We start from the raw sequence: 24,293 nt of genomic DNA, 5'->3' as shown, positions 1-24,293 counted from the left end.
TCCTTCAGCCTTTCATCCCTGTCGAAGCGATGCCTTGAACAAATTGCTTCTGCGCGAACAGATAGACGATAACGACCGGCAGCGTCGTAATAACGGCCCCCGCCATCAGCAGCGCTTGATTGACGTTCTCCGATTTCAGGTAGAGCAAGCCGAGCGGCAAAGTGTACAATTCCTTGTCTTGCAGGTAAATCAGCGGGCCCAGCGTGTTGTTCCACGCGCCCATGAAGGTGAATACGCCCAGCGCCGCCAGCGCCGGCTTGCACAGCGGCAGATAAATTTTGAAGAATATGCCCGGCGGGCTGCAGCCGTCGATCGTAGCAGATTCATACAGCTCTTTGGGCAAGGATTTAATGAACTGATGCATCAGGAAAATACCGAACGCCCCGCCCAGAAAGCTGGGGACGATCAAAGGGTAATACGAATTTAACGCCCCGAATTCCTTCCAGATGAAATAGGTCGGGATCATGGTCACTTGCGACGGAATCATCAGGGTAGCCAGCATGATCATATAAATGAGCCCCCGCAGCCGAAAGGTAAACATCGCCAGCCCGAAGGCCACGAAAGCGCTGGAGACCAAGGATCCCACCATCTCGATCGAAACGATGAAAAAGCTGTTCAAGGTATATCGACCGAAGTCGACTTTATTCCATATCGTCACATAGTTATCCCAATTCAGTGGATTCGGGATGAGCTGCGGCGGCATCTGCGAGATGGCGCCAACCGTCTTCAGCGATGTGGACAGCATCCATATGAACGGGAACACCATGAAAACCGCACCGGCAATCAGCAGCAGGTACATCAGCACCTTAAGCAAGGGGTGAGTCGTCTTAGTCATAGTGCACCCACTTTTTCTCGAAATACTTCTGAAACAACGTGAAGCTCAGGATGATGACAAACAGCAGCCAGGCCGTTGCCGATGCCGGTCCCATTTTGAAGAGCAGGAACGCGTCCCGGTACACCAGCAGATTCGGCACCATATTTCTCTCCGGTATGCCCGTGGTGATGGAACCGAACAGACCGAGGAACACGTCGAACGCCTGGAATGCCGAGATGGTAGACAAAATCATGACGAGATACACCATCGGCGTTACCATCGGGAATACCACCTTCGTCAGCTGCTTCCAGCCATTGGCGCCATCGATCTGCGAGGCTTCCAGCACCTCTTTCGGAACGTTCTGCATGCCGGCCAGAATCATGATCATGGATTGGCCCACGCCCTTCCATACCTGAACGATTGCGATGCTGGAGATGACCATCAGCCAATGGCTGCTGTCAATCCATTTGACGGGGGCAAGCCCGACAGACTCCAGCACCCAGTTGATCACGCCGTATTGATAGTTGAACATCCACACCCAGACCACGCCGCCGGCGATCCACGGAGTCACAACGGGCAGGAAATAGAACAGCCGGAACAAGCCCTTGCCCCGGATGGCCTGATTCAGCATAAAAGCGATCACGAACGCCATTAACGTCTGAATCGGCACGAAGATGAGCGCAAACACAAACACGTTCCGGATGGACACCCAGAACTCGTGCTTGTTCAGGACCCGCACCCAGTTGTCCAGCCCGATCCACCGCGGCGGGTTAAACAAATCCCACTCCGTGAATGAAATATACGTGGAGAAGAGGATCGGAAATAAGAGAAACACCACGACATTGATGACAAACGGCAATGTGAAGATATAACCCCAGTATCCTTGTTTCTGCATGACACACCTGCCTTTCGTTAACGGAGCAGGGATGCAGTCCGATACGTCGCCAAGACTGCATCTCCCTGATCCATGAAAGTTATTTACCGGAGTCCAGTACATCCTGAACCTTGGCATGAATATCCTTCACGCCGTCTTCCACCGAAACATTGCCTACCATGATTTCATTGACCACCTGCTGCACCAGAATGCGCCATTCGCTCCAGGTAGCATTCTCATCCAGGGTAACGCCGCCTTCGTTAATGCCGTCCGTGAAAGCCGCTTTGTTCAGAGGTTTGGCGGTGCTGTCCTTCAATTGATCCAGCGCCGACTTTTTTACGGGCAGCGTGGATCCCGTCTTGACGATGATATCCTGCACTTCATCGCTGAGGTAATATTTCAGGAACTCCCAGGCGGCATCCTTCGATTCCTGCTTCGCTCTGGAGGAGACCAGCCACGTGTTGGCTACCATCGGAACATAGCGCTTGCCGTCAACCCCTTTCGGAATTTTGACGACATCCCAGTTCGTATCGGCAAAGCTCTCGTTCATATTCACCTGCAGGCTGTATTGAAGGAAATACATCGCGGCCTTGCCGCTCGCGAATACTTCGAGCTCGCCGCCGTTCGCTTTCAGGAAATCGATATCGGCAAAATAGCCTTGATCCAAACCGTCATACAGCTGCTGTAATCCGGCCGCGGTTTTGGGGTCGTCAAACCGCGATTTCGTCAGGGTGTCGTCCAAGGCGGAGCCGCCTGCCTGCTTGATCCAAGGAAACCAGCCGTTGGTTATGGAAAAGGAACCGATGAATCCGAATTGGCTGGTTTGGTCTCCTTCCTTGATCGTCAACTGCTTGGAGGCCTTAATGAGGTCGTCATAGGTCCAGTCGTCGGTCGGTACCGGCACGTCGGCCTTCTCGAAGACATCCTGGTTATACGCCAGCGCAATCGGGTTAATGCCGTGGGGGACACCCCAGATCTTCCCTTCCGGCGTTTTGGCGGAGAACAGGCCGTCGATGTATTCGTCCGCTTTCAGGTCGGCATCAATGTAGGAGGACAAGTCCTCTGCCACGCCTCGTTCCCCGTAGCTAAGTATGGTGGCGTTCTCCTGGAACCAGACGTCCGGCATCGTGTTGCCTGCAATTTGCGTGGCGATCTTGGACGTAAAGTCCCCCCAAGGCGCCTCTTGGATTTCAACGTTGATGTGGGGATGGGACGCAATAAAGCCGTCGATAATCTCCTTACTCGTCACCTCGTAGCTGCCGGGTAGCCCAATTTTGAGCGTCACTTTGTCCTTGCTGCCTCCCGGTTCGCCCGGCGGAGTTTCCCCGTCGGTTGACCCGCCGGATGAGGAGCACGCGGTGAACACCATCATAAACGCAAGCATCAGGGTGAATACCTTTACCTTTTTTGACATTGAAAACCCTCCTTTTTGAGTTACAAATAGAGATTGCGTGTTTTCTGCTCCAGCTCATTCCAAAGGTATCCATTTTATAGTAATCGATTTCTGTAACGAGTATAGCATGGAAGCCCTTTCTTGAATAGCGTTTTCTATGCTCCCAACGATTATTTTTACAATAAAAGTCTGAATTCAAGCGCTATATAAGGCATTCCAAGGTTCAGCACGAATTGTTTTCCATTCGCTAAATCAAGAAACAGATAGGAAAAAAGTTAGTAATCGATATCTTTTACTACAAACAAATAAAGCCCGAGCAGTTGTGTTATGCCCGGGCTTTATGCCATCCTTGTATTTACTTGATCTCCCGGATATCCCGGACCGATTTTCTCTCCAGCAATTTAGGCTGCAGCATCACATCAAACATCGGACTATCGTCGCCCTGCATCATATCCAGCAGCATTTTGCAGGCCATCTTCCCCATCTCGTAATCGGGCTGCTTCATCGTTGTGAGCGGCGGATGAATCATCTGTCCCACATCAATGCCGTCAAAGCCCATCACTGAAATTTGCTCGGGCACCTGGATGTCGCGCTGCGACAATTCGTTGATCACCCCAAAGGCCATCATGTCGTTGCACGCAAATATCGCCGTCGGCTGCGGCGAATGTTCCAGTAGTCTCTGCGTGAGCTGCTTACCCGTGTCGAATTCGGTGATAGCATTATACACTTCCTCGGTCGGGGACTCGACCACCAGCGGCTTGAGACCCGCGTCCTTCATCGCCGACATATAGCCCTGATGAATGCTTCGGCGGCTTGGGCGATCCAGCTTGGAAGTGACGTAACCGATGCGCGCATGCCCCTTCTCCTGCAGATGCTTGGTTGCGATGTAACCAGCTTTGTGGTAGTCGAACTCAATCTGGTTAATGTTGTCCTCATCGATCTTCTGATCGATGGCGATGACGTTCAGGCCAAGCTTCATCAACTGGATCAACTGGCTCTTATCCTTGGAGATCGAGGAGATGATCAGGCCTTTGACCTGTTTCTCCATGATCGTCCTTAGATACTCGTCTTCCAGCGATGGATCTTGCAGGGAATTGCATACGATTACCGTAAAACTATTCTGCCGAGCCACCTCTTCGATCCCGAAAATGACGGAAGAATAAAATGGGTTCACAATAGAAGGAATGATGACTCCGATCGTATTACTGCTATTCTTCTTCAGCTGCTTGCCAAGCATATTCGGAATATAATTGGACTCCTTCGCGATTTTCTGGATGCGCTCTTTAAGCTCCTTGCTGACAGGATAACTGCTGTTGCTTAACACGCGCGAAACCGTCGCCGAAGAAACATTTGCCATCTTCGCTATATCATGTATCGTGGTCGGCTTCTTCATAGGATCCCTCACTTATAGTAATCGTTTACTATTGTAAAGTATACAAATAGCTGACATAGAAAGCAATAAACCGATGAAAATATCCTTAACGCTCATGCCCGATCCGCAGATCCCGCATTTCTCGGCTATAATCCCATTGGCAGAAACGTTATATTTAGCCGCTGAATGTGACGAACGCCAATATCGATTAGTTTTCCGTGCCGCTTGCAAACAAAAAAAGACCGCCGGGTCATCCCCGGCGGCAAATATATTGGTGGAAGGAATTTCATGGTTCAGTAGGAATAAGGAGCAGCTAAAAAATGACTAAGACTGAGATTACACTTCAGGTGTTCCGTAGGTTGCAAACCAACCCTTAATGGTATTGAAATCATCCGTAAAGGACAGGGAGAGCAGCAGCAGAACGCGGGCTTGCTGAGGACTCAGGTTGTCACCTGAAATGATGCCTTCACCGCCGCCGTATACGCTGCCGGAGCCTGTACGGGTCGTTGTTACGAAAACCACCCCCTTCTCAATGGCTTCCTTGCGGGCCGCGCTCATCTCTCTCGAGATGCCGCCTGCACCGGTACCGGAAGTAACAATGCCTTTAGCTCCGTCTGCCACAAAGCCTCTAATCGCACCACCGCCGGCTTCCTGATAGGAGATTGCAATTTCAACCTTCGCCAGGTCCTCTTTCGTGATTTTGCTCAGATCAAATACCGGTTTGCCTTCCCCTTCCGCCTTCATCGCTCGAAGGGGAGCACGGTATATTCGAATATTCTCATCATCGATATATCCGACGGCGCCCAGCATAGGCGTTTCAAACGTGTCGGTACGGTAGTCATTGGTCTTGGTTACGCCGCGCGCCAGATGAATCGTATCATTCAGCATAAGCACCGTGCCGAAGGATTCCGTGCGGCCGCTTCCAGCCAGCTTGATGGCATTGTACAAGTTCGCCTGCGCATCGGAGCCGATTACCGTCCAAGGCCGCATGGAGCCGGTAATGACTACAGGCTTGTCGCTTTGCACCGTCAGATCAAGGAAGTACGCAATCTCTTCCATCGTATCCGTCCCCGTCGTTACCACGACACTGTCATAGACCTCAAGCGCATGGTCCACCGTCTGGGACAGATCATACAGGTCCGCCATCGTATACGCGCTTGATCCGGAATTGCCGAACTGGAGCGTGCTGATATCCGCGATCTTGTCCGTATTGGGAAGCTCGCCCACCATATCTTCGATCTTCAGCGTACCTGCCCGATAAGATTGGAAGCTGGTGGCATCCGTCGATTGGCCCGCCAACGTGCCGCCAGTCGCAACCACCAGCACGTTGGGCTTGGTCGATTGCTTGGAAACTTCCGATAGAGGAGGTACCGTCGTATTCCTTCCCGGCGCTGCAGAGGTCTGTACGGGTGCAGCCGTACTAACCGTGCCTTTCACTTCCGTCACCGTGGCAGCATGTGCCGCATAGGTTCCAAGAGGAGATAAGGAAATAACAAAAGCGGTGAATGCAGCGGTACTCCAGACCGCTAAAGGACGTTTGGACTTTGGTTTCATCATGGCACTCTCCCTTAATGTTATAATATATTACATATAAATATGTATTTGTTAGAGTTATTCTATTTAATGTTATTTAATATAACAAATTGAACATATGATAGAGAAATCGTTTACAATTAAAGATAAACATCAATATCATTGAATTTTCACACTTTTTCAATGAATTTAAAATATTATATTCCAGAATAAGGGAGTGCTTAAATGATATGATAGATGCGGATTGTGTAACATAACATTACATATGGATTAGCCGCTCAACTTTTTAAACCGATCCTTTGAACACAAAAAAAGGATAGCCCCTCATCATACGACTGGACTATCCTTGTACATACTGTCGTTGGTTATCGATCTAAGTTCATACCGGCATCATCATGCGTCATAGGCCATAATGTTATCAACCACGATGTGATTGATCGAATAGGAGCTCGCTACCGCGCGTTCTCTTAAAAGAAATCAATGAACTTAAGCTCCCTACGCACCGTCAGACTCTGCATTGGTATGGGTCGTTATATGGAATTCCTTCATCATGTTATGGAAGCGTGCACCGAAGCCTTCGGCGGCCTCCAGGAAATACTGCTGCTTCACGACAAAGCTGCCGCCCTGCCCGTTATCAAAAACGTAATATCGTATCACCGGATCATCCCACGCTTTACCGCCGGTTCCGCCTACTGCACGCACCTCCCAGCCTTGAATCGGTTCATCCACCAGATTCGTCTCGACCTTCGGATACTCTTGCAGTTCCGCCTGGATCTGCTCCGCAGCGGTCTTCGGATCCATGCCCGCCTGCGAAATTTCCATGAACACGTCCGGATAGCGGTCATCCGTCGGTTTCTCCTTCAATTCGATGCGGTCCACGCCCGATTCATGGACCATTTTAAACCGGCTCTCATCAATATAAATCACATAATCCGCACCCTCATGCAGCTGATCTACGCTCGTTTCCGGCGTACCCTCAAGCTCCTGCTCGACCGTTTTCTGAGGAGCAAACCATTCCTTCACCTGATCAATAAACGCCTGAACCGGTGCCGTCTGGAAGCTGACGGTCAGCACAATGGCTGCCGCAGCGGCGGTTCCCGCAATCCATCCTGCCGATCTTCGACCGGAACGGCGGCGTCCTTTCGATTCCCGCGGAGCAAAGGCTGTTTCGGCTTCCACTGGCCGCTGGGCTTGCTCGCTATGAATCCGCTCCTTAATCGCCGTCCAAATTTCGTCTTTTTGTCGCATCGCGTCATCCGTACCCTTTTTCAAGCCGTCTTTAATCTCTTGATCCAATGGATCACGTCCCATGCTGATTCCCTCCCCTATTCTGCAGCATCCATTCCTTCAACTTCTTTCGGGCTTTGAACAATCTGGACTTCACCGTGTTAACATTCAGCTCCATCATGTCCGCGATATCCTTCTCGGCAAAATCATTCAAATATTTCAAGATCACGGGAATCCGGTGCTGGTCATCCAGCCGCTGTACCATCTCATATATCTCGCCGTGCCGGTCAAAATCGTAGGTGTCGGTTTCCGCGGGAAGATCCCTCTCCTCCGATATCTCGGAAGGCACCACTCTCGCATGTTTCTTCAAATATCGGTTGCACTCGTTATAGAGAATCCGGTTGAACCACGGGTCAAAGGGTTTGCTTCCATCATAGGCACCGAGGTTTCGGTAAACCCGGATAAACGTTTCCTGGACCACGTCGGCAGCGTTTGCCGGACTTCCGGTTACTGCGGTAGCCGTTCGAATCGCCCGATCCGCGTATAACCGGTAAAGTTCTTCGAACCATTCGTCACTGTATTCCGTCTTTAGTCGTTGTATAAGGTCGTGTACCAAACCGCGCTTTCCTCCTTTCACTTGGCCAATCACTTACAATACCCCGCCATGCGGGTAAAAAGTTTTCGAATGCGTCATTTTTATAGTATGGCAAAAAAAGGATACCCCGATTACACGCTGTTCGGAATATCCTCTACACCATATCGATCCTTATACAGATTAAACCTTCCCCGCTTCAATGCCATACAACTGCCTTACTGCACTGCCAAGAATATGGGTAATCATCAGGGCAATGCTGCTTGGAGACTGTTGCATCCCGCTTTCTATCCAATGCAGGAGAATGCTAAGGTTCGAGGCAGCAAAATAAGCGATCATAAAATCCTTCGGCACAATCGTCTCCGCTAAATCGGGCCTGAGATCAAGTATTTTAGAAATATGCTGGGTCTGCAAAAACTCCTTGATTTGTACCGCAAAAGCAGGGTCGCCCTTAGGACCGAGAATCACCCGAAAAAAATCGGCATGTTCCGCATAATATTCGATCACGTTCACCATGGCGGGATCCGGCTCGCTCCTCGCTGCATAGGACAAATATTCATAAGGATTCAGCTTTTCCATTCTACTCCTCAATCCCTCCCACACTTCACCTTTAACCTGTGAGAGCAGATCGACTGCATCCGTATAATGCAAATAAAAGGTGCTGCGGTTAATGTTGGCTTTTTCAGTCAAATCGCTTACGGTGACACGGTCCGGCCCCTTCTCCTCCATGATCTCAATTAATGCTTTACGCAGCTGCTCCCTTGTCCTTGCTTTACGGCGATCCAGTTTCTCTGACATGGCGCAATCTCCTCTTTTAAAAAAGTCATTTATAAGAAATTAGACAGTTCCGGATGAATGTATCTACTATGCAACACATTGAAAAAGATTGCGGATTGATCCCATGTATTCCCTATTATATGATCCCATTGTAGTCAATAATCAACATCAATGTCGATTAATTCGATTAGAAAAAGCAAAAACCTGAATGTTCGAATGTCCAAATCTTCGATGAAGGAGGGGCAGGTTATGAAAAAAGCTGCATTACAAATTGAAGGTATGAGCTGTGAACTGTGTGTCATGTCGATCGAATCCGCGCTGCGGGAGCTAGGGAGCAAAGGTTCTGCAGATTTGGCAAGCGGTACAGTAACGGTAGAATATGATGAAAGCCAACAATCCCTGGAGAAGATAAAAGAAGCGATTGAAGAGCACGGATATAAAGTCCTGCAGTCATGAAATCAGTCCAATGGAGGTGACCCGGATGAGCAGTCCGTGGGAATACTTTACGCCGGAGCAGCAGAACAAATTAAAACAGAAGTTCGAGCAATTCGACCCGGAGCAGCTGAAGCGAATGAGAAAAGAATCCAATGAAATCCTTGGTAAGCTGCGAGCCGGATTGGAAGCAGAGATACCGCCAACCGACCCAGCTATCGTCTCATTCGCTCGGCTTCTTGAGGAGCAGAAAGCGCTCTTTCATGATCATGATCCTGAATATGAACGAGCCATTGAACGTTTTCATCTAGAACACCCCCATCAGGAAGATCACGGAATCGACTTAAGGTTTTATCAATATATTCAAAAGGCCGCATCAGCCCGGTAACGTTGTGAAACAAAGGGATATCTCGAGCCAAAACTCGGATATCCCTTTGTTGTTTCGTATAGATGGTTAATACTCAAGCATGGACTGGGGCAGGTTCCATCGGCTGTGCCTGATGGCTCACCGGCTCGACCTGCTCTGCCTTTCTCAAGTGCTTCTGCCCGCGCCAGCGGAAGAAGGACAGCACGCCCCGCAAATACTCGTCGGCAATCATGCAGGAGTATATGCCGATGAGCCCCCACCCCATGTGAATACCGAGTACATAAGAGAGCACGGTCGCGACCAGCCACATCGAGCCAAGGGAAATATACATCGTAAACCTTGTGTCTCCGACCGCATTCAGCGAGTTGCCGAGTGCCATGTTGAGCATTTTGCCAGGCTGGAGAATCAGATTCATGCCCAGGAGCGATGCACCGATCGCAATGATGGTTTTATCGTCCGTAAACAGCCCCAGCAGCTGCTTCCCGAACACATACAGCAGGAAGGCATTGACGACAACGTAAATAGCCCCGATGCCCAACGCGCGGTACGCGCTCCGATAAGCCTCCTTGATCCGGCCTGCGCCGAACAGATGCGCGATCTGAATCTGGGCAGCCATCGCGATCGATGAGCCCAGCAAGAAACAGAAGGATTCCAGGGTATTCATATACGTACGTGCTGCCAGCTCGGCAGCGCCCAGCGTTGCAATGAAGGAATAAATGATCAGCTGCGTAAACACCCAGCAAGACATATTGATGCCGAGCGGCCATCCAATCTTAAGGATTTCGCCGAACAGCGGACGGTCAAACACCCGGAATTCGTTCCATTTGATCCGGTATTCAAATGAACGAAGGAATATATACAGCAGTAAGAGCACAGCGAGCAGCCGGCTGACCACCGTCGAAATGGCGACGCCGGTAAGTCCCCACTGCGGGAAGCCGAAAGCGCCGAAAATAAACCCATAGTTCATAATGACGTGAATGATATTCATTCCGATCGCTACATACATCGGCGCACGCGTGTTGCCGGTGTTCCGGATGACGGTGCTCATCGTAGCCATCATGGCAATCAGCACCATCCCGCCGCCGACAATGGAGATATACGTTCCGGCTAGCGGAAGCAGGTGATCCGGCAGCTGGAGAATCGAAGCGATGGCCTCCGGCATCGCAAACAATATGACGCTGCACACCAATCCGATGATCGTGGTGGCACTCACCGCCATGATGCCGATCGTTCGGGCATCGCCCGTTTTATGCGAACCGATCTTCTGGGCGATGAGAATGCCGGCACCGCTGGCAACCGTCATGAACAGCGTTGTCATGGCTTGAAACAGCTGATTGGAGAATCCGACCACCGCAACCGCATCATCGGAAATCCGGCTGACCATCAATGTATCCACCGCTCCCAGCAAAAACTGCAGGAACAGCTCGATGAATATGGGCCATGCAAGAACCCATAATGTAAATTTGTTTGTGTTTTTATCCAACATTCCAACCTCCACCCATGATGTAAGGGTTAAACACAATTCATGATGAAACGGTCTTTAACCTTCTCAAATTATAGATGGTATACTGGAGTTATAATATCATTTTCCGAACGAAAACTATCAAAATTCAAACCTCACGAATCACGAAAGGGCTTTCTTATGACGATCCTGAATTTTACCGTTCCGCCGCTGCCGGAATACATCAATAGCGGGCTTACCCGGGCCCCCATTCACAGTGGACATCCCAACCGCAAGAACATTGGCATCTTTGATCTGCTCGTGGTCATGAAGGGGCAGCTCCATGTCACGGAGAATGGCAATCCTTATGAAATCAAACCTGGCATGTTCCTCATCCTGCGTCCCGATACGCATCATTTCGGCACGAAGGGATGTACGGAGGAGACCGATTATTACTGGCTTCATTTCCAAACCTCCGGGGACTGGCACGCGGACGAAGCCTGCCAATCGCCTAGAAGAGAAGAGGCTCCGGAACTGAAGGCGATGACGCCGAACTATTTTTCCGTCAACATCCCCCAATTCGGTACCCTGCCTCAACCGGAAAAGGCCTTGGAGCTTCTGGCTACCATGTCTTCGTTGGTTCAGTACGGTCACCAGGCCAAATTTCTGTGGCGGCAGCAGGTGGTGTTCCAAGAGCTCATCGAGCAGCTGGCCGCCGCACTGGATACGCCGGTGTCCTCCCCTTCCTCCGCTTGTGCCGAGCGGGCCGCGGCTTATCTGCGGAAGCATTATCGCGAAGAGTTCAAGGTGCAGGAGCTGGGTGAACGTATTAACTTCCACCCTGTTTATATCGCACGCTGTATGCAGAAGGAATTCGGCTGTTCGCCCGTTGAATATTTGCAGCGTTACCGGATCGAGCAGGCCAAAATGCTCCTCATGCAGACCGACTTCAGCATCAGCCGGGTTGCTGAAGAGGTTGGTTTCAATCATGCAGCGTACTTTACCTCCTGTTTCACAAAGCAGGAAGGGATCTCACCGCGTAAATACAGGCAGCGGTTCTTCATGAATTAATTCATTTTTACGCAAAATCTTAGAAAGTGGCTTGCAACCTGTGCGGGAAGTCTTTATAATGAGAATTAACCATATGATAATGATTATCATTACCGGACAAGTGAGAATGTGTTGAGAATGGACGTTTAAGCTCCTACACGCTTCGCTTGGAGAGTTTATATATAAAGGAGAGCCGATTGACTTATGAAGACGACTTCCCGCCGCTGTTCTCTGCAAATCGATGATTATTTGGACCTGCTGAACCTCGCCATCCAGCTTGGAGACGTGAAATGGCAGAAAGAAATCACCCGCAAAATGGAAATGACGCTGTCTACGCTGGAGACTGCAACTCAATAAATAATATCATAGGGATTACATAATCCTGCATATAGGAAGACACCCGATCGCGAATTCCAGGCATGTCCCAGGAAAGCCGATCCGGTGTCTTTTTTCTGCGAATAGAATAAACGATCCAGTCACGGGACTGGATCGCCGGTTCTTTAGCTGCCTCGAATTTGGCGCCACATCGTCACCATATCGATCCAACCGCGATGTTCGGTTATTTTACCATCGGATACCCGATATTGACGGTACAGCGTGACATCAATGGTATTCCCTGTTGGAGAGCTGCCAAAAAACATGCCGGTATGCGTACCTTTTACACCCATTCTGACTAATACCTTATCCCCTTGGGCGATCATCTGTTCCACGTTATAGTGTTTATCCGGAAATGCCCCCAGTATGGTTAAGGCAAATTGTTTCAGACCTTCTTTCGATTGATAAGAATGCTCTTGATAATCGGCCGATAAAAATTGATCCGTGCTGTCCATATCACTCTGATTCCAGAAACTCTCGATAAACGCGGATACCGTTTCCATATTGTTCTGTTCTATTGTTTTCATCATATAACATCTCCTTTGTTCGTTGGGCTTTCCGATTGCTATGCCTGCTATGCCGTTAACATCCGCAGCTACTTTGCCTGGATTTGGGGCAGCAGCGTCCCTGTATCGAACCAACCGCTTTGATCTGCAATCTTCCCATCTACGATATGAAATTCCCGGAACTGGGTAATCTGAACGGATTTGCCCGTCGGCGGGTTTCCTGCAAAGTTGCCGTTATGCGTTCCTGTAATAACGATCCTTGCTATGACCTTCTCCCCTTGGGCTAAGGTCTCGGCTAGTATATAGTGTTGATTCTCGAAGGCTTCTGCCATCTGTTCAGCAAAAAACTGATCCGTATGATAAATATCCCCTTTATTCCACATCTCCTCAATCTTTGCGGTCACCATTTCGATATTGTTCTGCTCTATGGTCTTCATGAAAAACATCTCCTTTGTTGGTTATTTGCATTATGAAGCAGGCTGCTCTTTATCCCTCAAACAGAGACAATGGGATACTATCAGCTAATGCCTTATATCCTTCATCGCTAAGATGCAGATGGTCGCCAAAATCATAGGCGGGAAGCAGTTCGTTGGGAGCTTCGGGATTAGCTAATGCCTTGTCAAAGTCAAGCATTCCATCGAATACATGTTGAGTACGGATCCACTGGTTCACTTCTCGGCGAACCCGTTCCTTTTCCTCCGAGTAATACTCTGCTTTGCCAAACGGAGTGAGGGTACCTATATAAATGCGCACCCCCTTCCTTTTCGCTACAATAGCCACCTCTGTCATGCCTGCCACAATTTGATCTGCAGTCGCATCCCCAGAGCCGATATCGTTAATGCCCTCAAAAAAGATCATGTCTGTAATTCCCGGATGAGAGAATACGTCGCGATCCAAGCGTGAAAGCACATGTTCTCCAGCTACGGGTAGACCAACGTCTGGACCGCTCTTTAGAATCTGATTCCCGACGATGCCGGAATTAAGGACCGAAATTCCCCGGTCAGACCATTCCTGAACAAGACGATCGTAAAAAAAGTCGGGCCAACGGTGGTTAGCATTTGAGGTGGACGTGCTCCCTTCTGTAATCGAGTCGCCCAGGGCAACAATCACACGTGAATTCCATTCCTGTGACAAAACCTCCATACCGGATATCCAGTAGCAGGAGTGGGTCTTTTGCTTAAAGAAATCGGCACTGCTATCCGAAGCGTGGTCCCCATCGGCAATATAGGTGGATTGAGGTGGAGAAAAATGCCACGTGGAAGTTTTAGTTGGTTTAGGTACATATATACTTATGGCCACATCCACAGCTCCGCTCACGTTAAGATCCACGGGGTCGGTATAGATTTCTTGACCGGCCGGAATGATGATTGTGGCTTTCCCATCGATTGTGACATGTCTATTGCTGCCTGGAACCGTATGCCCATCTTTAATGGAAAGCGCTACGTTAACACTGCCGAATAAAACCTGTTCGGAACCATACAAATTGGATAGCTTTAATCGTATGGTCGAGCCGGCTGAATGGGGGTGTACAATCATGCGGATGGTCTGGTTATCAAATGTGTCGATGGCGAATCTTGCATCGTAGTAGGTCTGACTTGCAAACCAAGAGCCCAACCAACGATTGCCCGACTCTACAATGGCTGCTCCCGTCTTCCTTATGCTTGGTTGAATAACCTCCAAATGAATCCTCCTTTCCGCTTGATACGTTACCATATAGTCACGTATCGGGCGCGTCGTTATAAAATTACCTGTAAATGCGCAGCTACCCTCAGCACGATTCGCGGATTTGGAATCCGCCAAGTCGCTTTACCGTAGTGACATGACATCAACAGTAAGCATCCGGGTCAGGTCCAGGAGCTTCTCCACAGCACCTTCAACCCTCTCCCTCATCCCCGCATCTAACGGAACACCATCCGGATCAAAACCGTGGGAGCCCGCTCCGATAGAGATCCACTCCGGACTGTTAACCCCGTGCAAATTGCGTATAATACTCTGTAGATGAGTCAGCGAACTCACTCCGACCGGTCCGCCCGCAGAGCTCACGGAAAGCACCGGCTTACCCGATACATGACTTGCATTCATGTAATCCAGGGCATTTTTGAGCACCCCTGAAATCGAGCCATGATATTCCGGTGTTGCGAGGATCAACCCATCCGCGCTTTTGACCATTTCCAATACATACTGGACGTTGGGGTTCAGTTCCTCGGTGTCAGGCGAATATAACGGTAACTCCAATTCCTTCAATTCAATACATGTGACTGAAATTTGGCGACCTTGCAGCAGCCTCCCGATATAGCGAAGTAAAAACGTACTTGTGGCTCCTGCGCGATTACTGCCCGCGATCATAACAATTTTCATATGTTTCCTCATCCTCCCTGTACTTTTTAACCCATATGGATTCTTAATCATCCAGACCTATGCAATTTGCTATTCTGCTTCGTCACTTTCATACCTCCCCTTAGTCCATTCAAATGCCTTAAGCTGACAAATGATTCGGTGTATGATAATATGTGACTATACTGTCACGTTTATAATACGTTACCATTTAGTCACGTGTCAATAGCCATTTAAATTTTTTTAGCATGCTGTTAAGAAGGAGATGTCACGATTGGAAAATGAAATCTTTAAAGCACTGGCGGATCCCAGCCGGCGAATTCTCTTGGATCTGCTGTATAAATCAGATGGGCAAAGTTTAAGCGAACTGTGTGTTCCCCTGGAGATGACCCGATTCGGTGTCATGAAACATCTTCATATACTGGAGGAAGCCGGTCTTATCACAACGAGAAAGGTCGGCAGGGAGAAGCTGCATTATCTGAACTCCGTGCCGATCCGTCAAATATACGACCGGTGGGTCAGCAAATACGCTGAGCCCTGGGCCCTGGAATTAACATCCCTTAAAAATGAATTGGAGCGTGAGCCGAATATGGAACAGAAACCCCGGCATGTAAACCAGATTGCTATTAAAGCAGCACCCGCGCAAGTATGGCGCGCCATTACCGATCCGGCCAAGACATCAAAGTTCTGGTACAACTGCTCCATCCAATCCACCTGGGAAATCGGTTCTCCTTTCGAACTTAAGAACCCCGAGGGCAAGGTACAAGCAGAAGGGAGCATTATAAGCTTAGATCCTCCGCATAAGCTGGTCCTGAGCTGGAGGATGTTAATAAACGATGATACTGCCAGCGAGAATCCCTCACGCATTACGTGGGAAATTGATCCCCATGCTGAGCTTGACGGTGTGACCCTTGTAACGGTTATTCATGATGAGTTTGAGCAGGCCAAACATACGGCGAATACGCTCAAGCTAGGCTTGCCGATTGTACTGTCGGGATTGAAAACCTTACTTGAAACGGGTTCAACGCTTACTAGTCCATAATGGCATCAACGGTGAAAAACGGATTCGAATGTAAAATAATAGACGCCATTTCATATTAGAGGGAGAACCCTGCCGCTTGACGGTCAAGATTCTCCCTCCTTGTATAAGACAATATGATTATTGCTGCCATGTCCTCCCGGCGTTTTCCAAACTACCCCTGCTGCAATCCCGCACCCGTTTGTACCTTGATCCGGTATTCATGCGGCGAGATCCCTTCCAGCTCTTTGAATACGCGCGAGAATTGCTTGGTGTTCTCGAAGCCGACCGCTTTGCCAATGTCCGCAAGTTTCATGGTACCGTCCAGGAGCAGATCCTTGGCCTTCGTAATCCGCAGCTTTTTAAGATAAACCACAAAGTTCTCACCCGTATGGGCCTTAAACGCTTCACTGAAATAAGAATAATTCAAAGACACATAATTGCTGACCATCGCCATGTTCAGCGGCCTGTGATAATTCTCCTCCATGTAACTTACCGCTGCCTTGATCTCGGAATGCTCACTGTGGGCGGAACGAATCCCTTTAACATATTCATTCACATGCAGCAGCAGATGCTCCAAATTTCTGAAGTAAGTGTGAAAATGACGGTAATTGTCCATCGTCCCTACCTTGCGGTACAACTTCAACACTTCTACCATGGATTCCCCGTACACGCGGAACACCTCATCCAGCACCTGCTCATTGATCCGCTTGCTGACATGTTCCAAATAATCGATGGCCACATGCGGCATATCCCCGATATGAAAAATATCCAGCAGCAGCGCCTTGATCTCCCGCTCCCGCTCCGTGCCGAGCATGTTGCCCAGCTTGCGGATGCTCTCTTCCGGCACTGGATACGTGCGCAGCTCCCCCTGAATATCATCATGGCTCATCAGCCTGACGTTGGGATGGATGAACGTATAGCTCAGAGCGGTCAGCGCCTGAATGTAACAGATCCGAATATCTTCGATCCGGAAGCCTTCCCGGCTAATGCCCACGAAGAGCCCGTCCATCTCCCGTTCGGTAAACTGCCGTGCCAACTCCTCGAATTGTCCGTCCGGACTGCCGATGAGCACGACCCTCCCCTTGCTGTCCAGAAAGCAAGCGTTGATCCGTCCCTCCACTGAAGCCCTCATGTTATCAATCAATTGCTTCAGCTCATCCTTGTTCATGGGATTGCCGTCTTCGTACTTATATTTCATCACAGCGACTCGGAATGGCTTCACGAACGAATCAAACCCGATTTCGTTCGCAGCAGCCCCCATGTCCATCCCCTGCCCTTGGGGCAGCTCCAGCAGCTCCTTCAGCCGATGGGTCTGCAGCTGCTGAAGATACACCTCGCTGGCAGCCACCCGGTTGTGCACTTCCGCTTGCCGGATCAAAACTTCTTCTGTCTTTCGGAGGGCAGCGAACAGCTCATCCCGTCGAATCGGTTTAAGCAGGTACTCCTTCACCTGGTAGCGGATCGCCGCTTTCGCATATTCAAAATCGTCATATCCGCTCAGGATCAGAACGACGGGTTTCATCTCCAGTGTTCCTTCCAGTTCAGCAAGTGCCTCAATGAGGCGGATTCCGTCCATGACCGGCATCCGGATGTCCGTAATGACGATATCGGCCGGTGCCTCGCGGAAGGAATCCAGAGCTTCCTGCCCCTGGGCAGCCATGCGGATCTCGTACTGATCCGGGAATTCCCGTTCAATCATCGTTTTCAATCCATATCGGATATTCTTCTCATCATCCACGATCATCAGACTTCTCATGTCCACTGCCTCCTCCTGTTAACAGAACTTTAGGGAATGTCATGGTCACCTGCGTGAACTCCCCCTCTTGACTCTTCACTTCGATTCCATATTCATTCCCGTAGAACAACCGGATTCGCTGGTGCACATTCCGAAGCCCGATTCCTCCAGCCTGCACGCCGCCGCGCCCGTAATCTACGGAGGGGAGTTCCTCATTGTCCGCCGTTCTCAGAATCTCGCCCAGCCTGCCCAGTCGATATGGCTCGATCCCGATGCCGTTATCCGTGACGTTAATCGTGATCCGGTTCTCTTCCCATGCAATGGCATCAATCTTGATTCGCTTCTCCTGATCCGGGAACTCGGGCCAGGCATGCTTGACGGCATTTTCCACGATGGGCTGCAGCGACATTTTCAATACCTCGAGCTCCATGAATTCGGACGGAATGTTGAGTTCAAGCCGAATCGGCTCATCGAACCGGATATTCATCACATCGATATAGTTGCGAATATGGCGAAGTTCATCCCTAAGCTTGACATACTCCCCCGACCATTTGAAGTTGTAGCGCATCATCCCGCCAAGGGAGGTCAGCGCGTCCGAAATCGTGCGCTGCCCTTCGATTTCGGCCAGCATCTTAATATTTTCAAGCGTATTGTATAGGAAATGGGAGTCAATCTGGCTGTGCAGCGTTCGCAGCTCCGCTTCCTTGGTCACCGCTTGCTTGCGGATCCCTTGGGCAATCAGTTCATTAATGGTTCGGATCAGTTTGTTAAAATGATGCGCCAGTTCTCCCACCTCGCCGCCGCCTCGAATGGCAATAGTCGCGGTCACTTCTCCCTTGCGGACTCTCTTCATCGTTTCCGTTAAACGACGCAGGCTCTTCAGGATAATGGAATTTAGATAATAAGTAATGATCGACAGCAGAAAAATCAATACAATGTTCGCCGCTATAATCTGCCACTGGGCCTTGGATACGTTATTCAGTGCCCCCTCCAGGGAAACGACATTCAGCACGTGGGCATGAAGCCGCTCCATCGGCGTCGCAATCAGCAGGAACGAGGAACCGTCCAGGCTGAATCTGGCATGTATGGTCTTCTCCGTATCGCCCCCCTGCAACTTCAGCTTTGCGAATTGAAGCTCCACCTCGTCCCGGAGTCCCTCGTGACTGGTCATGAACGATTGGCTTCGGTCCATGAACAGCTGCCCTTCCTGATCGACAATGACCATCTGCGAGCTGTCATCCACGATACCGGCAAAGGTCTTCGGAGCAAAATACTTGAGCAGCATATCCACCTGGATCACGCCACTGTAACTCCCGTTAAGGACTTGGCGAATCAAGGACACCTTCGGCAGCTCCTCCGACACGTCCGCTGCATAGCGCTGCAGGATATCAGGATCGCGGTGGTTGAACACCCACAGTTCTCCGCCATCCAAATCCTTGACTTTAGGGAACCAAGGCTCTTTAGCGATCCGTTTCTCCTGGAAAATAATCGGCCACATTTCCGTCACGTTTGAGTTGTTTGTATATAACCGAAGGTGCGTAATATTCGGATTGTTGGTTTGGATCCGCTGGATATCCTTAAAAGGCCCCCAGGCCAAATTCATCAGCCACGCCGGCTCGGGTTCTTCATGGATTCGGAGATAATCCTTGATGCCGTCATCCGAGATCGCCAGCTGTGCCGCCATTTCAATCGCCTCAATCTGATTCAGCATGTTCATCTTCTCGATTTCCAGTAGGAATGAGTTCTGGTTGAGCGCATCGCTGATATAGGTATCCCGAATCTGCTTGAAAAAATAGTTCGACACGATCATGCTCGGAATGAGCAAAATCAAAATATAGGCAGCAACCAAACGGCTCTGCATCGACCTGCGACCAAACCAATACGTAAACGATTGAATAAGCGATCTCATTCGCGTGATCATGACTGTCACATCCCGTTTTCATGAAATGACCGTAACCGAGTCCTGGATGGAAAGGCAGCATAGCTGATCGGATACCATCCTATATTAGCTCGTGATGCGACAAAAGGCACCCTATTTCGACAAAATCGATCATAGGGTACCTTACGCCTGCATTCTGTTTTTTTCACGCTCGAGCGAAAATCCTTACTTCAGGAACTCCTCAAGCTTCTTGACGTTCTCTTCGTATTCTTTCTGTCTGTATTCCTGAACCTTCGCGAATCCGAGGGATTCACGCTTCGCTTGGTAATCGTTCCAAATTTGGTCGAACTCGGCATCGGTTTTGGCAAAGATCAGCTTCGGCAGGATTTTACCCCACTCGTTCAATACCTTGTCGTTAATGATGCCTTCCTCGGAGCTTGCATCCGGATCCAGCTGATCGAATTGCGAGAAGCTCTGGGTCTTGCCGCGAGTCCAGTCTTCCATCTGCTTGAACGGCTCCACGGCCGGAGGCGCCCAAGCCGGTGTAATGTTGGTATCCATCATCATCCAGAAGGTATGGGATGCGCCATACTTCTTGTCGAACGCGCCGCGGTCGCTGTTCAGCAGTTCTGCAACCTCAGGCAGGAATTGATCCTTGCCGTCAATCGTGTCCCATGTCACGCCTTTTTCACCAAGATAGGTATCACGCTGACCTTCTTCGGAGATCAGGTAATCCAGGAAGCGGATGGCGCGCGCTTTGTCTTTGACGTTCTTGGAGATCAGGGTAACCGTCCAGCCGGAGATTGAAGGACCCGACAATGTCGGCTGATCCAGATTGGAGTTAGCCGGTCCGTCCACTGCGATGTACACGGAGTTCGGATCGTTTGCATACAGCGCGTTCTGCTGGTTCGCCATATCGCTGCGTTGATATAGCATGGCGAAATAGCGGCCCTGTGCGATTTTTTCTTCCATCTGCGGACGTTTATCCACGAAAATATCCTTGGACATCAATCCTTTTTCATTCGCCATACGGAACGTCTTCAACCATCTTACATATTCCGGATCCGTGCTGCGGTCATACAGCTTTCCGTCTTTATCCTGCGGAATGGCGAGGAAGTTCTGCAGGTAGCCCTCGAGGGAGCTGTTGCCTTTTTCATGGAAATCATGCAATCCAAACGGAATGAGCGGCTGTCCGTTCACGTCCGGGAACATTTTCTTGGCGTCCTCAAGCGCTTTCAGGAAACCTTCCGGCGTACGCATATCCGGGCTTCCGAGCGCCTCATACATGTCTTTACGGACCAGGAACGTTTGGTTGGAGGTAATGTTATCGCCAAACTTCTCATAGTCCTTCGGTGAAGAGGAGGCATTCGGGTAACCGTAAATGTTGCCGTCATCCTTGGTGTACCACGACACCTTCGCAGGGTCGGTTACTTTATAGAAATACGGATCGTATTGGTCGGCCAGTTCGTTCAGCGGCAGAACGAGGTCTCCTTCGATCATTTTTTTGACAGCGTCTTCATACCATCCCAGCGTAATAAAATCAGGCAGTGTACCGGAAGCAATCATCGTATTCATCTTCTCAGCTTCGTTCCCTGCCGGTACGATGAAGTTGACATTCACTCCCGTCTTCTTCGTTACGTATTGGGAAGTAATGTCCTCGCCCCATTTGTTCGGGAACCAGGCAAAGTTGATGTACCAGTCAAATGTAATCGGGGATGTGTCGACTTCCCATCCCGGCTGATCCTGAGTCAATTTTACTTCTTCTGCCGGTTTGTCTTCCTCTTTTTCCGACGCGTTATTATCACCGCCGGACGAGCATGCTGTTGTAAAGGCCATGACCAGTGCGAACATCAACAACAGAAGGCTCTTTGGCTTAAGCATCTTGCTCATGTGTGTACCCCTTTTCTTATTTAGAAATATGATTATATAGAACTCCCGCCGGATTAGGCAAGAGAAGCTACCTGTAAAATATCCCCTCTCCCGGATGTTCCCGGGAGAGGGAAGCTGCGTTATCAGAGACCGAGAATCAACCTTTAATGGAGCCGATCATCATCCCTTTGACAAAGTACCGCTGCAGGAACGGATAGACGAAGACAATCGGCGCCGTCGTTACGACCATGGTTGCCATCTTGATCGATTGGGAGGTGACCGTCTTGGCCACGCCGCCCGGCACCTGGGCCATCATCTGATTGGAGCTGGATTGAGCGACGACCTTATACAGATACGTCTGAATCGGCTGCAGATCCGTATTGTTGATATAGATGACGCCAGTGAAATAGTCGTTCCACTGAAACACCCCATGAAACAAGGCAATCGTCGCGATAACCGGCATGGATACAGGCAGCACGACCCGGAGGAAGATGGACCAGTCATTAGCCCCGTCAATCTTCGCCGCCTCCTCCAGACCGTCCGGAATTTCCCGGAAGAAGGTCATGAAGATGATGAGGTCAAAGAAACTGAACATGGCCGGTATGATGTAAACCAGGAAACTGTCGAGCATATTCAAATCCTTGATCAACAGATACGTAGGAATCAGCCCGCCGCCGAAAAACATCGTTACCGTTCCGAGCAAAATATAGAATTTGCCGCCGATCAGACCCTTCCGCGAAAATGCATAAGCCACCATGGCGGTGAAGAGGACGTGAATGAACACGCCGATCACGGTTTTGGCTACGGTAATGCCCATCGCCGTCATGATGCCGGAGCTCTGAAACACCGCGCTGAAATTCTCGAGACTGAACATCCGCGGCCACCAATAAATCCCTCCGCGCATGGCGTCCTGCCCGTCATTGAAGGCATTCACCAGCACGTACCAGATCGGGTAGATGGTCAGAAAGCATACGATCAGCATACCGAAATTATTGAATATATCGAAGAAGGCTTCGCCTTTGGTTCTGCGCTTAAACATGGATTATTCGTCTCCCTTCTCGCTGCTCTCGCTAGAATAGTGATGTGTCATTCAGTTTTTTGGTTACCTTGTTCGCGATCAACAGCAGGATAATCGCAATGACGGATTTGAACAATGCGACGGCTTGCGCATAAGAGTACCGTCCGTTCTGCATCCCGGTGTGGTACACAAAAATATCGATGACGTTGCTCGCGCTTTCGTTCAGCGAGTTTCGGAGCACCAAAATCTGATCGAAGTTGGAGTTCAGCACACCACCAACCGCAAGAATGAAGAGGATGGATATGGTCGATTTGATGCTTGGCAGCGTGATATACCACATTTTCTGAAACCGGCCTGCGCCATCAATCGTCGACGCCTCGTACATTTCAGGCGAAATGCTGGCAATGGCTGCCAGATAGATAATCGCGGACCAGCCAAGCTCCTTCCATATATCCGAAGTGATAATAATTCCCCAGAAGTATTTCGGTTCGGCCAGATAGGTGATCGGCTCATCGATAACATGTAGAGCCAGCAAGATATTGTTGATAATCCCAATATCCGCAAGCCAGGTCATCAGAATGCCGCCAAGAATGACCCATGACAGGAAGTGAGGCAGATAAGAAATCGTTTGAATGGTCCGCTTGTAGCGAACGGACCGGATTTCGTTCAGAAAGAGTGCAAAAACGATCGGAAGCGGAAATCCGATAAACAGCCTCAGCAAGCTGATCCCGAGCGTGTTCCGCATGACGTTTGTAAAGTCCTCGTCCGAGAAAAACTCCTTGAAGTGCGCAAGCCCTACCCATGGAGCTTCGCCAATGGACTTCACGATATTGAATTCTTTAAATGCAATGATGACACCGTACATGGGAATGTAGTTAAAAATGATCATCCACGCAACGCCGAGCAGCGCCATAATTTGGAGATGTCGTTGGCCGTAGAGCTTTCTGAGCCATCTTTTTCTGTCAAGCTTCTTCTGTACAGAAGGCTCCATTGAGGGACCGACACCGGTTTCGGAAACGTCGGCATGAAGTTGATTTTGCATGGTTATGACCTCCAGGTTGATCCTATCATTTTGAAAACCTTTACATTCTCTATGTTTATATTGTAGATCGTCCTTTCTCTGCACGAAAGGTTTCAGATTTCGTTTCAAGGGGCTCATTTTTCGGGTAGACTCCGGCATTTACGAAAAAATATTTCCCCAAAAGCGAAATATTGCGCCCTGCGCTCATTCAAAGGCACAAAAAAAAGGCATGAACAGCAGCCTCCATAGCTGCCATTCATGCCTTCCCTCTTACTAACGATCTTTCGCCACAAGCGATCCATCGGATCGTCTCACGGCGGTATCATTTTTTTCCTTACGTATATCAAACGGTTTCCCCGTTATTCCCCTTTGTCTTCCCCGTGTTGTTCCTGTTTGCTTTCGTGTTCCTGTTGGTATTTCTCACGCATCAGCTTCTGCATGATGAATTTCTCCTGATCGTTCAAGCCGCCTTGGTTATCCTGGATGATCATGTTGTCAATGTTTCGCTTCAGTACCTCGGTTTGCGTGTTCAATACATTTCACTCCTTTGAATTTTGCGTCCCTTATGATGTAACATCATTCTGAATCAGAATGAAAGGGTACACGTATTACTAACCATTCTCCTTCCAATGAAACAGAAATAGACGGATTTACCATAAAATC

General features: G+C 49.6%; 24 protein-coding genes. 5 read left to right on the top strand and 19 right to left on the bottom strand.

From position 1 onward, the window contains the following. Window positions 1-4: 4 nt before the first annotated feature. The 8 genes from ACETK5_RS22630 to ACETK5_RS22595 form a co-directional block, all read right to left on the bottom strand. Window positions 5-835 (bottom strand): carbohydrate ABC transporter permease, encoded by an 831-nt coding sequence (locus tag ACETK5_RS22630; protein WP_009591862.1) that lies wholly within the window; start codon window positions 833-835, stop codon window positions 5-7. Then, entirely contained in the window at window positions 828-1,709 is an 882-nt protein-coding gene (locus ACETK5_RS22625; protein ID WP_394057996.1) for a carbohydrate ABC transporter permease, read from the bottom strand. Before ACETK5_RS22625 ends, ACETK5_RS22630 begins: the two co-directional genes overlap by 8 nt. 79 nt (window positions 1,710-1,788) lie before the next feature. Beyond that, on the bottom strand, window positions 1,789-3,102 hold the full coding sequence (locus tag ACETK5_RS22620) for an ABC transporter substrate-binding protein (protein ID WP_100539943.1): 1,314 nt from the start codon (window positions 3,100-3,102) through the stop codon (window positions 1,789-1,791). Window positions 3,103-3,436: 334 nt separating this feature from the next. Further along, window positions 3,437-4,474, bottom strand: coding sequence for a LacI family DNA-binding transcriptional regulator (locus ACETK5_RS22615; RefSeq protein WP_100539942.1), 1,038 nt, complete (start codon window positions 4,472-4,474; stop codon window positions 3,437-3,439). 315 nt (window positions 4,475-4,789) lie between these two features. Further along, window positions 4,790-6,010: an asparaginase gene (locus tag ACETK5_RS22610; RefSeq protein WP_100539940.1), complete on the bottom strand. Its 1,221-nt coding sequence runs from the start codon at window positions 6,008-6,010 to the stop codon at window positions 4,790-4,792. A gap of 471 nt (window positions 6,011-6,481) precedes the next feature. Beyond that, the gene (locus tag ACETK5_RS22605) at window positions 6,482-7,297 is read right to left on the bottom strand and encodes a hypothetical protein (RefSeq protein WP_100539939.1); all 816 of its coding nucleotides are present in this window, start codon (window positions 7,295-7,297) and stop codon (window positions 6,482-6,484) included. After that, window positions 7,287-7,829, bottom strand: a complete 543-nt coding sequence (locus ACETK5_RS22600) for an RNA polymerase sigma factor (RefSeq protein WP_394057993.1) — start codon at window positions 7,827-7,829, stop codon at window positions 7,287-7,289. Before ACETK5_RS22600 ends, ACETK5_RS22605 begins: the two co-directional genes overlap by 11 nt. A gap of 159 nt (window positions 7,830-7,988) precedes the next feature. Next, window positions 7,989-8,603 (bottom strand): TetR/AcrR family transcriptional regulator, encoded by a 615-nt coding sequence (locus ACETK5_RS22595; protein ID WP_326111438.1) that lies wholly within the window; start codon window positions 8,601-8,603, stop codon window positions 7,989-7,991. 228 nt (window positions 8,604-8,831) lie between these two features. On the opposite strand from ACETK5_RS22595, the gene ACETK5_RS22590 reads away from it, so the two are divergent. Both ACETK5_RS22590 and ACETK5_RS22585 read left to right on the top strand, forming a co-directional pair. Continuing rightward, complete coding sequence (locus ACETK5_RS22590; protein WP_100539936.1) at window positions 8,832-9,038, top strand: cation transporter; 207 nt, start codon at window positions 8,832-8,834, stop codon at window positions 9,036-9,038. Window positions 9,039-9,063: 25 nt separating this feature from the next. Then, window positions 9,064-9,402 (top strand): TipAS antibiotic-recognition domain-containing protein, encoded by a 339-nt coding sequence (locus ACETK5_RS22585; protein WP_394057991.1) that lies wholly within the window; start codon window positions 9,064-9,066, stop codon window positions 9,400-9,402. 73 nt (window positions 9,403-9,475) lie between these two features. On the opposite strand, the gene ACETK5_RS22580 is transcribed toward ACETK5_RS22585, so the two are convergent. Continuing rightward, window positions 9,476-10,867 (bottom strand): MATE family efflux transporter, encoded by a 1,392-nt coding sequence (locus tag ACETK5_RS22580; protein WP_394057989.1) that lies wholly within the window; start codon window positions 10,865-10,867, stop codon window positions 9,476-9,478. A 156-nt stretch (window positions 10,868-11,023) separates the two neighbouring features. On the opposite strand from ACETK5_RS22580, the gene ACETK5_RS22575 reads away from it, so the two are divergent. Further along, window positions 11,024-11,893, top strand: coding sequence for an AraC family transcriptional regulator (locus ACETK5_RS22575; RefSeq protein WP_127593753.1), 870 nt, complete (start codon window positions 11,024-11,026; stop codon window positions 11,891-11,893). Between the two features lie 183 nt (window positions 11,894-12,076). Further along, window positions 12,077-12,229, top strand: a complete 153-nt coding sequence (locus ACETK5_RS22570; RefSeq protein ID WP_164817478.1) for a hypothetical protein — start codon at window positions 12,077-12,079, stop codon at window positions 12,227-12,229. A 143-nt stretch (window positions 12,230-12,372) separates the two neighbouring features. Here the strand turns inward: ACETK5_RS22570 and ACETK5_RS22565 are convergent, their stop codons facing one another. The 4 genes from ACETK5_RS22565 to ACETK5_RS22550 form a co-directional block, all read right to left on the bottom strand. Next, window positions 12,373-12,774, bottom strand: coding sequence for an ester cyclase (locus ACETK5_RS22565; protein ID WP_100540248.1), 402 nt, complete (start codon window positions 12,772-12,774; stop codon window positions 12,373-12,375). Window positions 12,775-12,842: 68 nt separating this feature from the next. Further along, window positions 12,843-13,190, bottom strand: a complete 348-nt coding sequence (locus ACETK5_RS22560) for an ester cyclase (protein ID WP_326119056.1) — start codon at window positions 13,188-13,190, stop codon at window positions 12,843-12,845. A 49-nt stretch (window positions 13,191-13,239) separates the two neighbouring features. Further along, the gene (locus ACETK5_RS22555; RefSeq protein WP_100539931.1) at window positions 13,240-14,433 is read right to left on the bottom strand and encodes an SGNH/GDSL hydrolase family protein; all 1,194 of its coding nucleotides are present in this window, start codon (window positions 14,431-14,433) and stop codon (window positions 13,240-13,242) included. Window positions 14,434-14,559: 126 nt separating this feature from the next. Continuing rightward, the gene (locus tag ACETK5_RS22550) at window positions 14,560-15,111 is read right to left on the bottom strand and encodes an NADPH-dependent FMN reductase (RefSeq protein WP_394057986.1); all 552 of its coding nucleotides are present in this window, start codon (window positions 15,109-15,111) and stop codon (window positions 14,560-14,562) included. Window positions 15,112-15,361: 250 nt separating this feature from the next. Between ACETK5_RS22550 and ACETK5_RS22545 the strand changes: the two genes are divergently transcribed. Beyond that, complete coding sequence (locus tag ACETK5_RS22545; RefSeq protein WP_326111447.1) at window positions 15,362-16,129, top strand: ArsR/SmtB family transcription factor; 768 nt, start codon at window positions 15,362-15,364, stop codon at window positions 16,127-16,129. A gap of 151 nt (window positions 16,130-16,280) precedes the next feature. On the opposite strand, the gene ACETK5_RS22540 is transcribed toward ACETK5_RS22545, so the two are convergent. The 6 genes from ACETK5_RS22540 to ACETK5_RS22515 all read right to left on the bottom strand — a co-directional run bounded on the left by ACETK5_RS22540 (window position 16,281) and on the right by ACETK5_RS22515 (window position 24,163). Beyond that, entirely contained in the window at window positions 16,281-17,864 is a 1,584-nt protein-coding gene (locus tag ACETK5_RS22540; protein WP_394057984.1) for a response regulator, read from the bottom strand. After that, a complete protein-coding gene (locus ACETK5_RS22535) occupies window positions 17,839-19,764 on the bottom strand; it encodes a cache domain-containing sensor histidine kinase (RefSeq protein WP_394057982.1) in 1,926 nt (641 codons plus the stop codon). The genes ACETK5_RS22540 and ACETK5_RS22535 overlap by 26 nt, the downstream gene beginning before the upstream one ends. A 183-nt stretch (window positions 19,765-19,947) precedes the next feature. Then, window positions 19,948-21,612, bottom strand: a complete 1,665-nt coding sequence (locus tag ACETK5_RS22530) for an extracellular solute-binding protein (RefSeq protein WP_207797520.1) — start codon at window positions 21,610-21,612, stop codon at window positions 19,948-19,950. 136 nt (window positions 21,613-21,748) lie between these two features. After that, window positions 21,749-22,630: a carbohydrate ABC transporter permease gene (locus tag ACETK5_RS22525; protein WP_100539926.1), complete on the bottom strand. Its 882-nt coding sequence runs from the start codon at window positions 22,628-22,630 to the stop codon at window positions 21,749-21,751. Between the two features lie 31 nt (window positions 22,631-22,661). After that, window positions 22,662-23,651, bottom strand: a complete 990-nt coding sequence (locus tag ACETK5_RS22520; RefSeq protein WP_394057980.1) for an ABC transporter permease — start codon at window positions 23,649-23,651, stop codon at window positions 22,662-22,664. 338 nt (window positions 23,652-23,989) lie between these two features. Next, window positions 23,990-24,163, bottom strand: coding sequence for a hypothetical protein (locus ACETK5_RS22515; protein WP_165789739.1), 174 nt, complete (start codon window positions 24,161-24,163; stop codon window positions 23,990-23,992). Window positions 24,164-24,293 lie beyond the last annotated feature (130 nt).

Origin of the sequence: Paenibacillus ilasis, assembly GCF_043195395.1 — a bacterium.
GTDB classification, from domain to species: Bacteria; Bacillota; Bacilli; order Paenibacillales; family Paenibacillaceae; genus Paenibacillus_AQ; species Paenibacillus_AQ lautus.
This window is presented reverse-complemented; position numbering and strand designations above follow the sequence as displayed.

Coding starts and splice junctions, on each gene's coding strand:
- ACETK5_RS22525 (WP_100539926.1), bottom strand. CDS start 22,630: ATGTTTAAGCGCAGAACCAAAGGCGAAGCCTTCTTCGATATATTCAAT.
- ACETK5_RS22615 (WP_100539942.1), bottom strand. CDS start 4,474: ATGAAGAAGCCGACCACGATACATGATATAGCGAAGATGGCAAATGTT.
- ACETK5_RS22540 (WP_394057984.1), bottom strand. CDS start 17,864: ATGAGAAGTCTGATGATCGTGGATGATGAGAAGAATATCCGATATGGA.
- ACETK5_RS22535 (WP_394057982.1), bottom strand. CDS start 19,764: ATGATCACGCGAATGAGATCGCTTATTCAATCGTTTACGTATTGGTTT.
- ACETK5_RS22565 (WP_100540248.1), bottom strand. CDS start 12,774: ATGAAAACAATAGAACAGAACAATATGGAAACGGTATCCGCGTTTATC.
- ACETK5_RS22575 (WP_127593753.1), top strand. CDS start 11,024: ATGACGATCCTGAATTTTACCGTTCCGCCGCTGCCGGAATACATCAAT.
- ACETK5_RS22550 (WP_394057986.1), bottom strand. CDS start 15,111: ATGAAAATTGTTATGATCGCGGGCAGTAATCGCGCAGGAGCCACAAGT.
- ACETK5_RS22530 (WP_207797520.1), bottom strand. CDS start 21,612: ATGAGCAAGATGCTTAAGCCAAAGAGCCTTCTGTTGTTGATGTTCGCA.
- ACETK5_RS22520 (WP_394057980.1), bottom strand. CDS start 23,651: ATGCAAAATCAACTTCATGCCGACGTTTCCGAAACCGGTGTCGGTCCC.
- ACETK5_RS22630 (WP_009591862.1), bottom strand. CDS start 835: ATGACTAAGACGACTCACCCCTTGCTTAAGGTGCTGATGTACCTGCTG.
- ACETK5_RS22570 (WP_164817478.1), top strand. CDS start 12,077: ATGAAGACGACTTCCCGCCGCTGTTCTCTGCAAATCGATGATTATTTG.
- ACETK5_RS22605 (WP_100539939.1), bottom strand. CDS start 7,297: ATGGGACGTGATCCATTGGATCAAGAGATTAAAGACGGCTTGAAAAAG.
- ACETK5_RS22620 (WP_100539943.1), bottom strand. CDS start 3,102: ATGTCAAAAAAGGTAAAGGTATTCACCCTGATGCTTGCGTTTATGATG.
- ACETK5_RS22580 (WP_394057989.1), bottom strand. CDS start 10,867: ATGTTGGATAAAAACACAAACAAATTTACATTATGGGTTCTTGCATGG.
- ACETK5_RS22590 (WP_100539936.1), top strand. CDS start 8,832: ATGAAAAAAGCTGCATTACAAATTGAAGGTATGAGCTGTGAACTGTGT.
- ACETK5_RS22585 (WP_394057991.1), top strand. CDS start 9,064: ATGAGCAGTCCGTGGGAATACTTTACGCCGGAGCAGCAGAACAAATTA.
- ACETK5_RS22595 (WP_326111438.1), bottom strand. CDS start 8,603: ATGTCAGAGAAACTGGATCGCCGTAAAGCAAGGACAAGGGAGCAGCTG.
- ACETK5_RS22625 (WP_394057996.1), bottom strand. CDS start 1,709: ATGCAGAAACAAGGATACTGGGGTTATATCTTCACATTGCCGTTTGTC.
- ACETK5_RS22610 (WP_100539940.1), bottom strand. CDS start 6,010: ATGATGAAACCAAAGTCCAAACGTCCTTTAGCGGTCTGGAGTACCGCT.
- ACETK5_RS22560 (WP_326119056.1), bottom strand. CDS start 13,190: ATGAAGACCATAGAGCAGAACAATATCGAAATGGTGACCGCAAAGATT.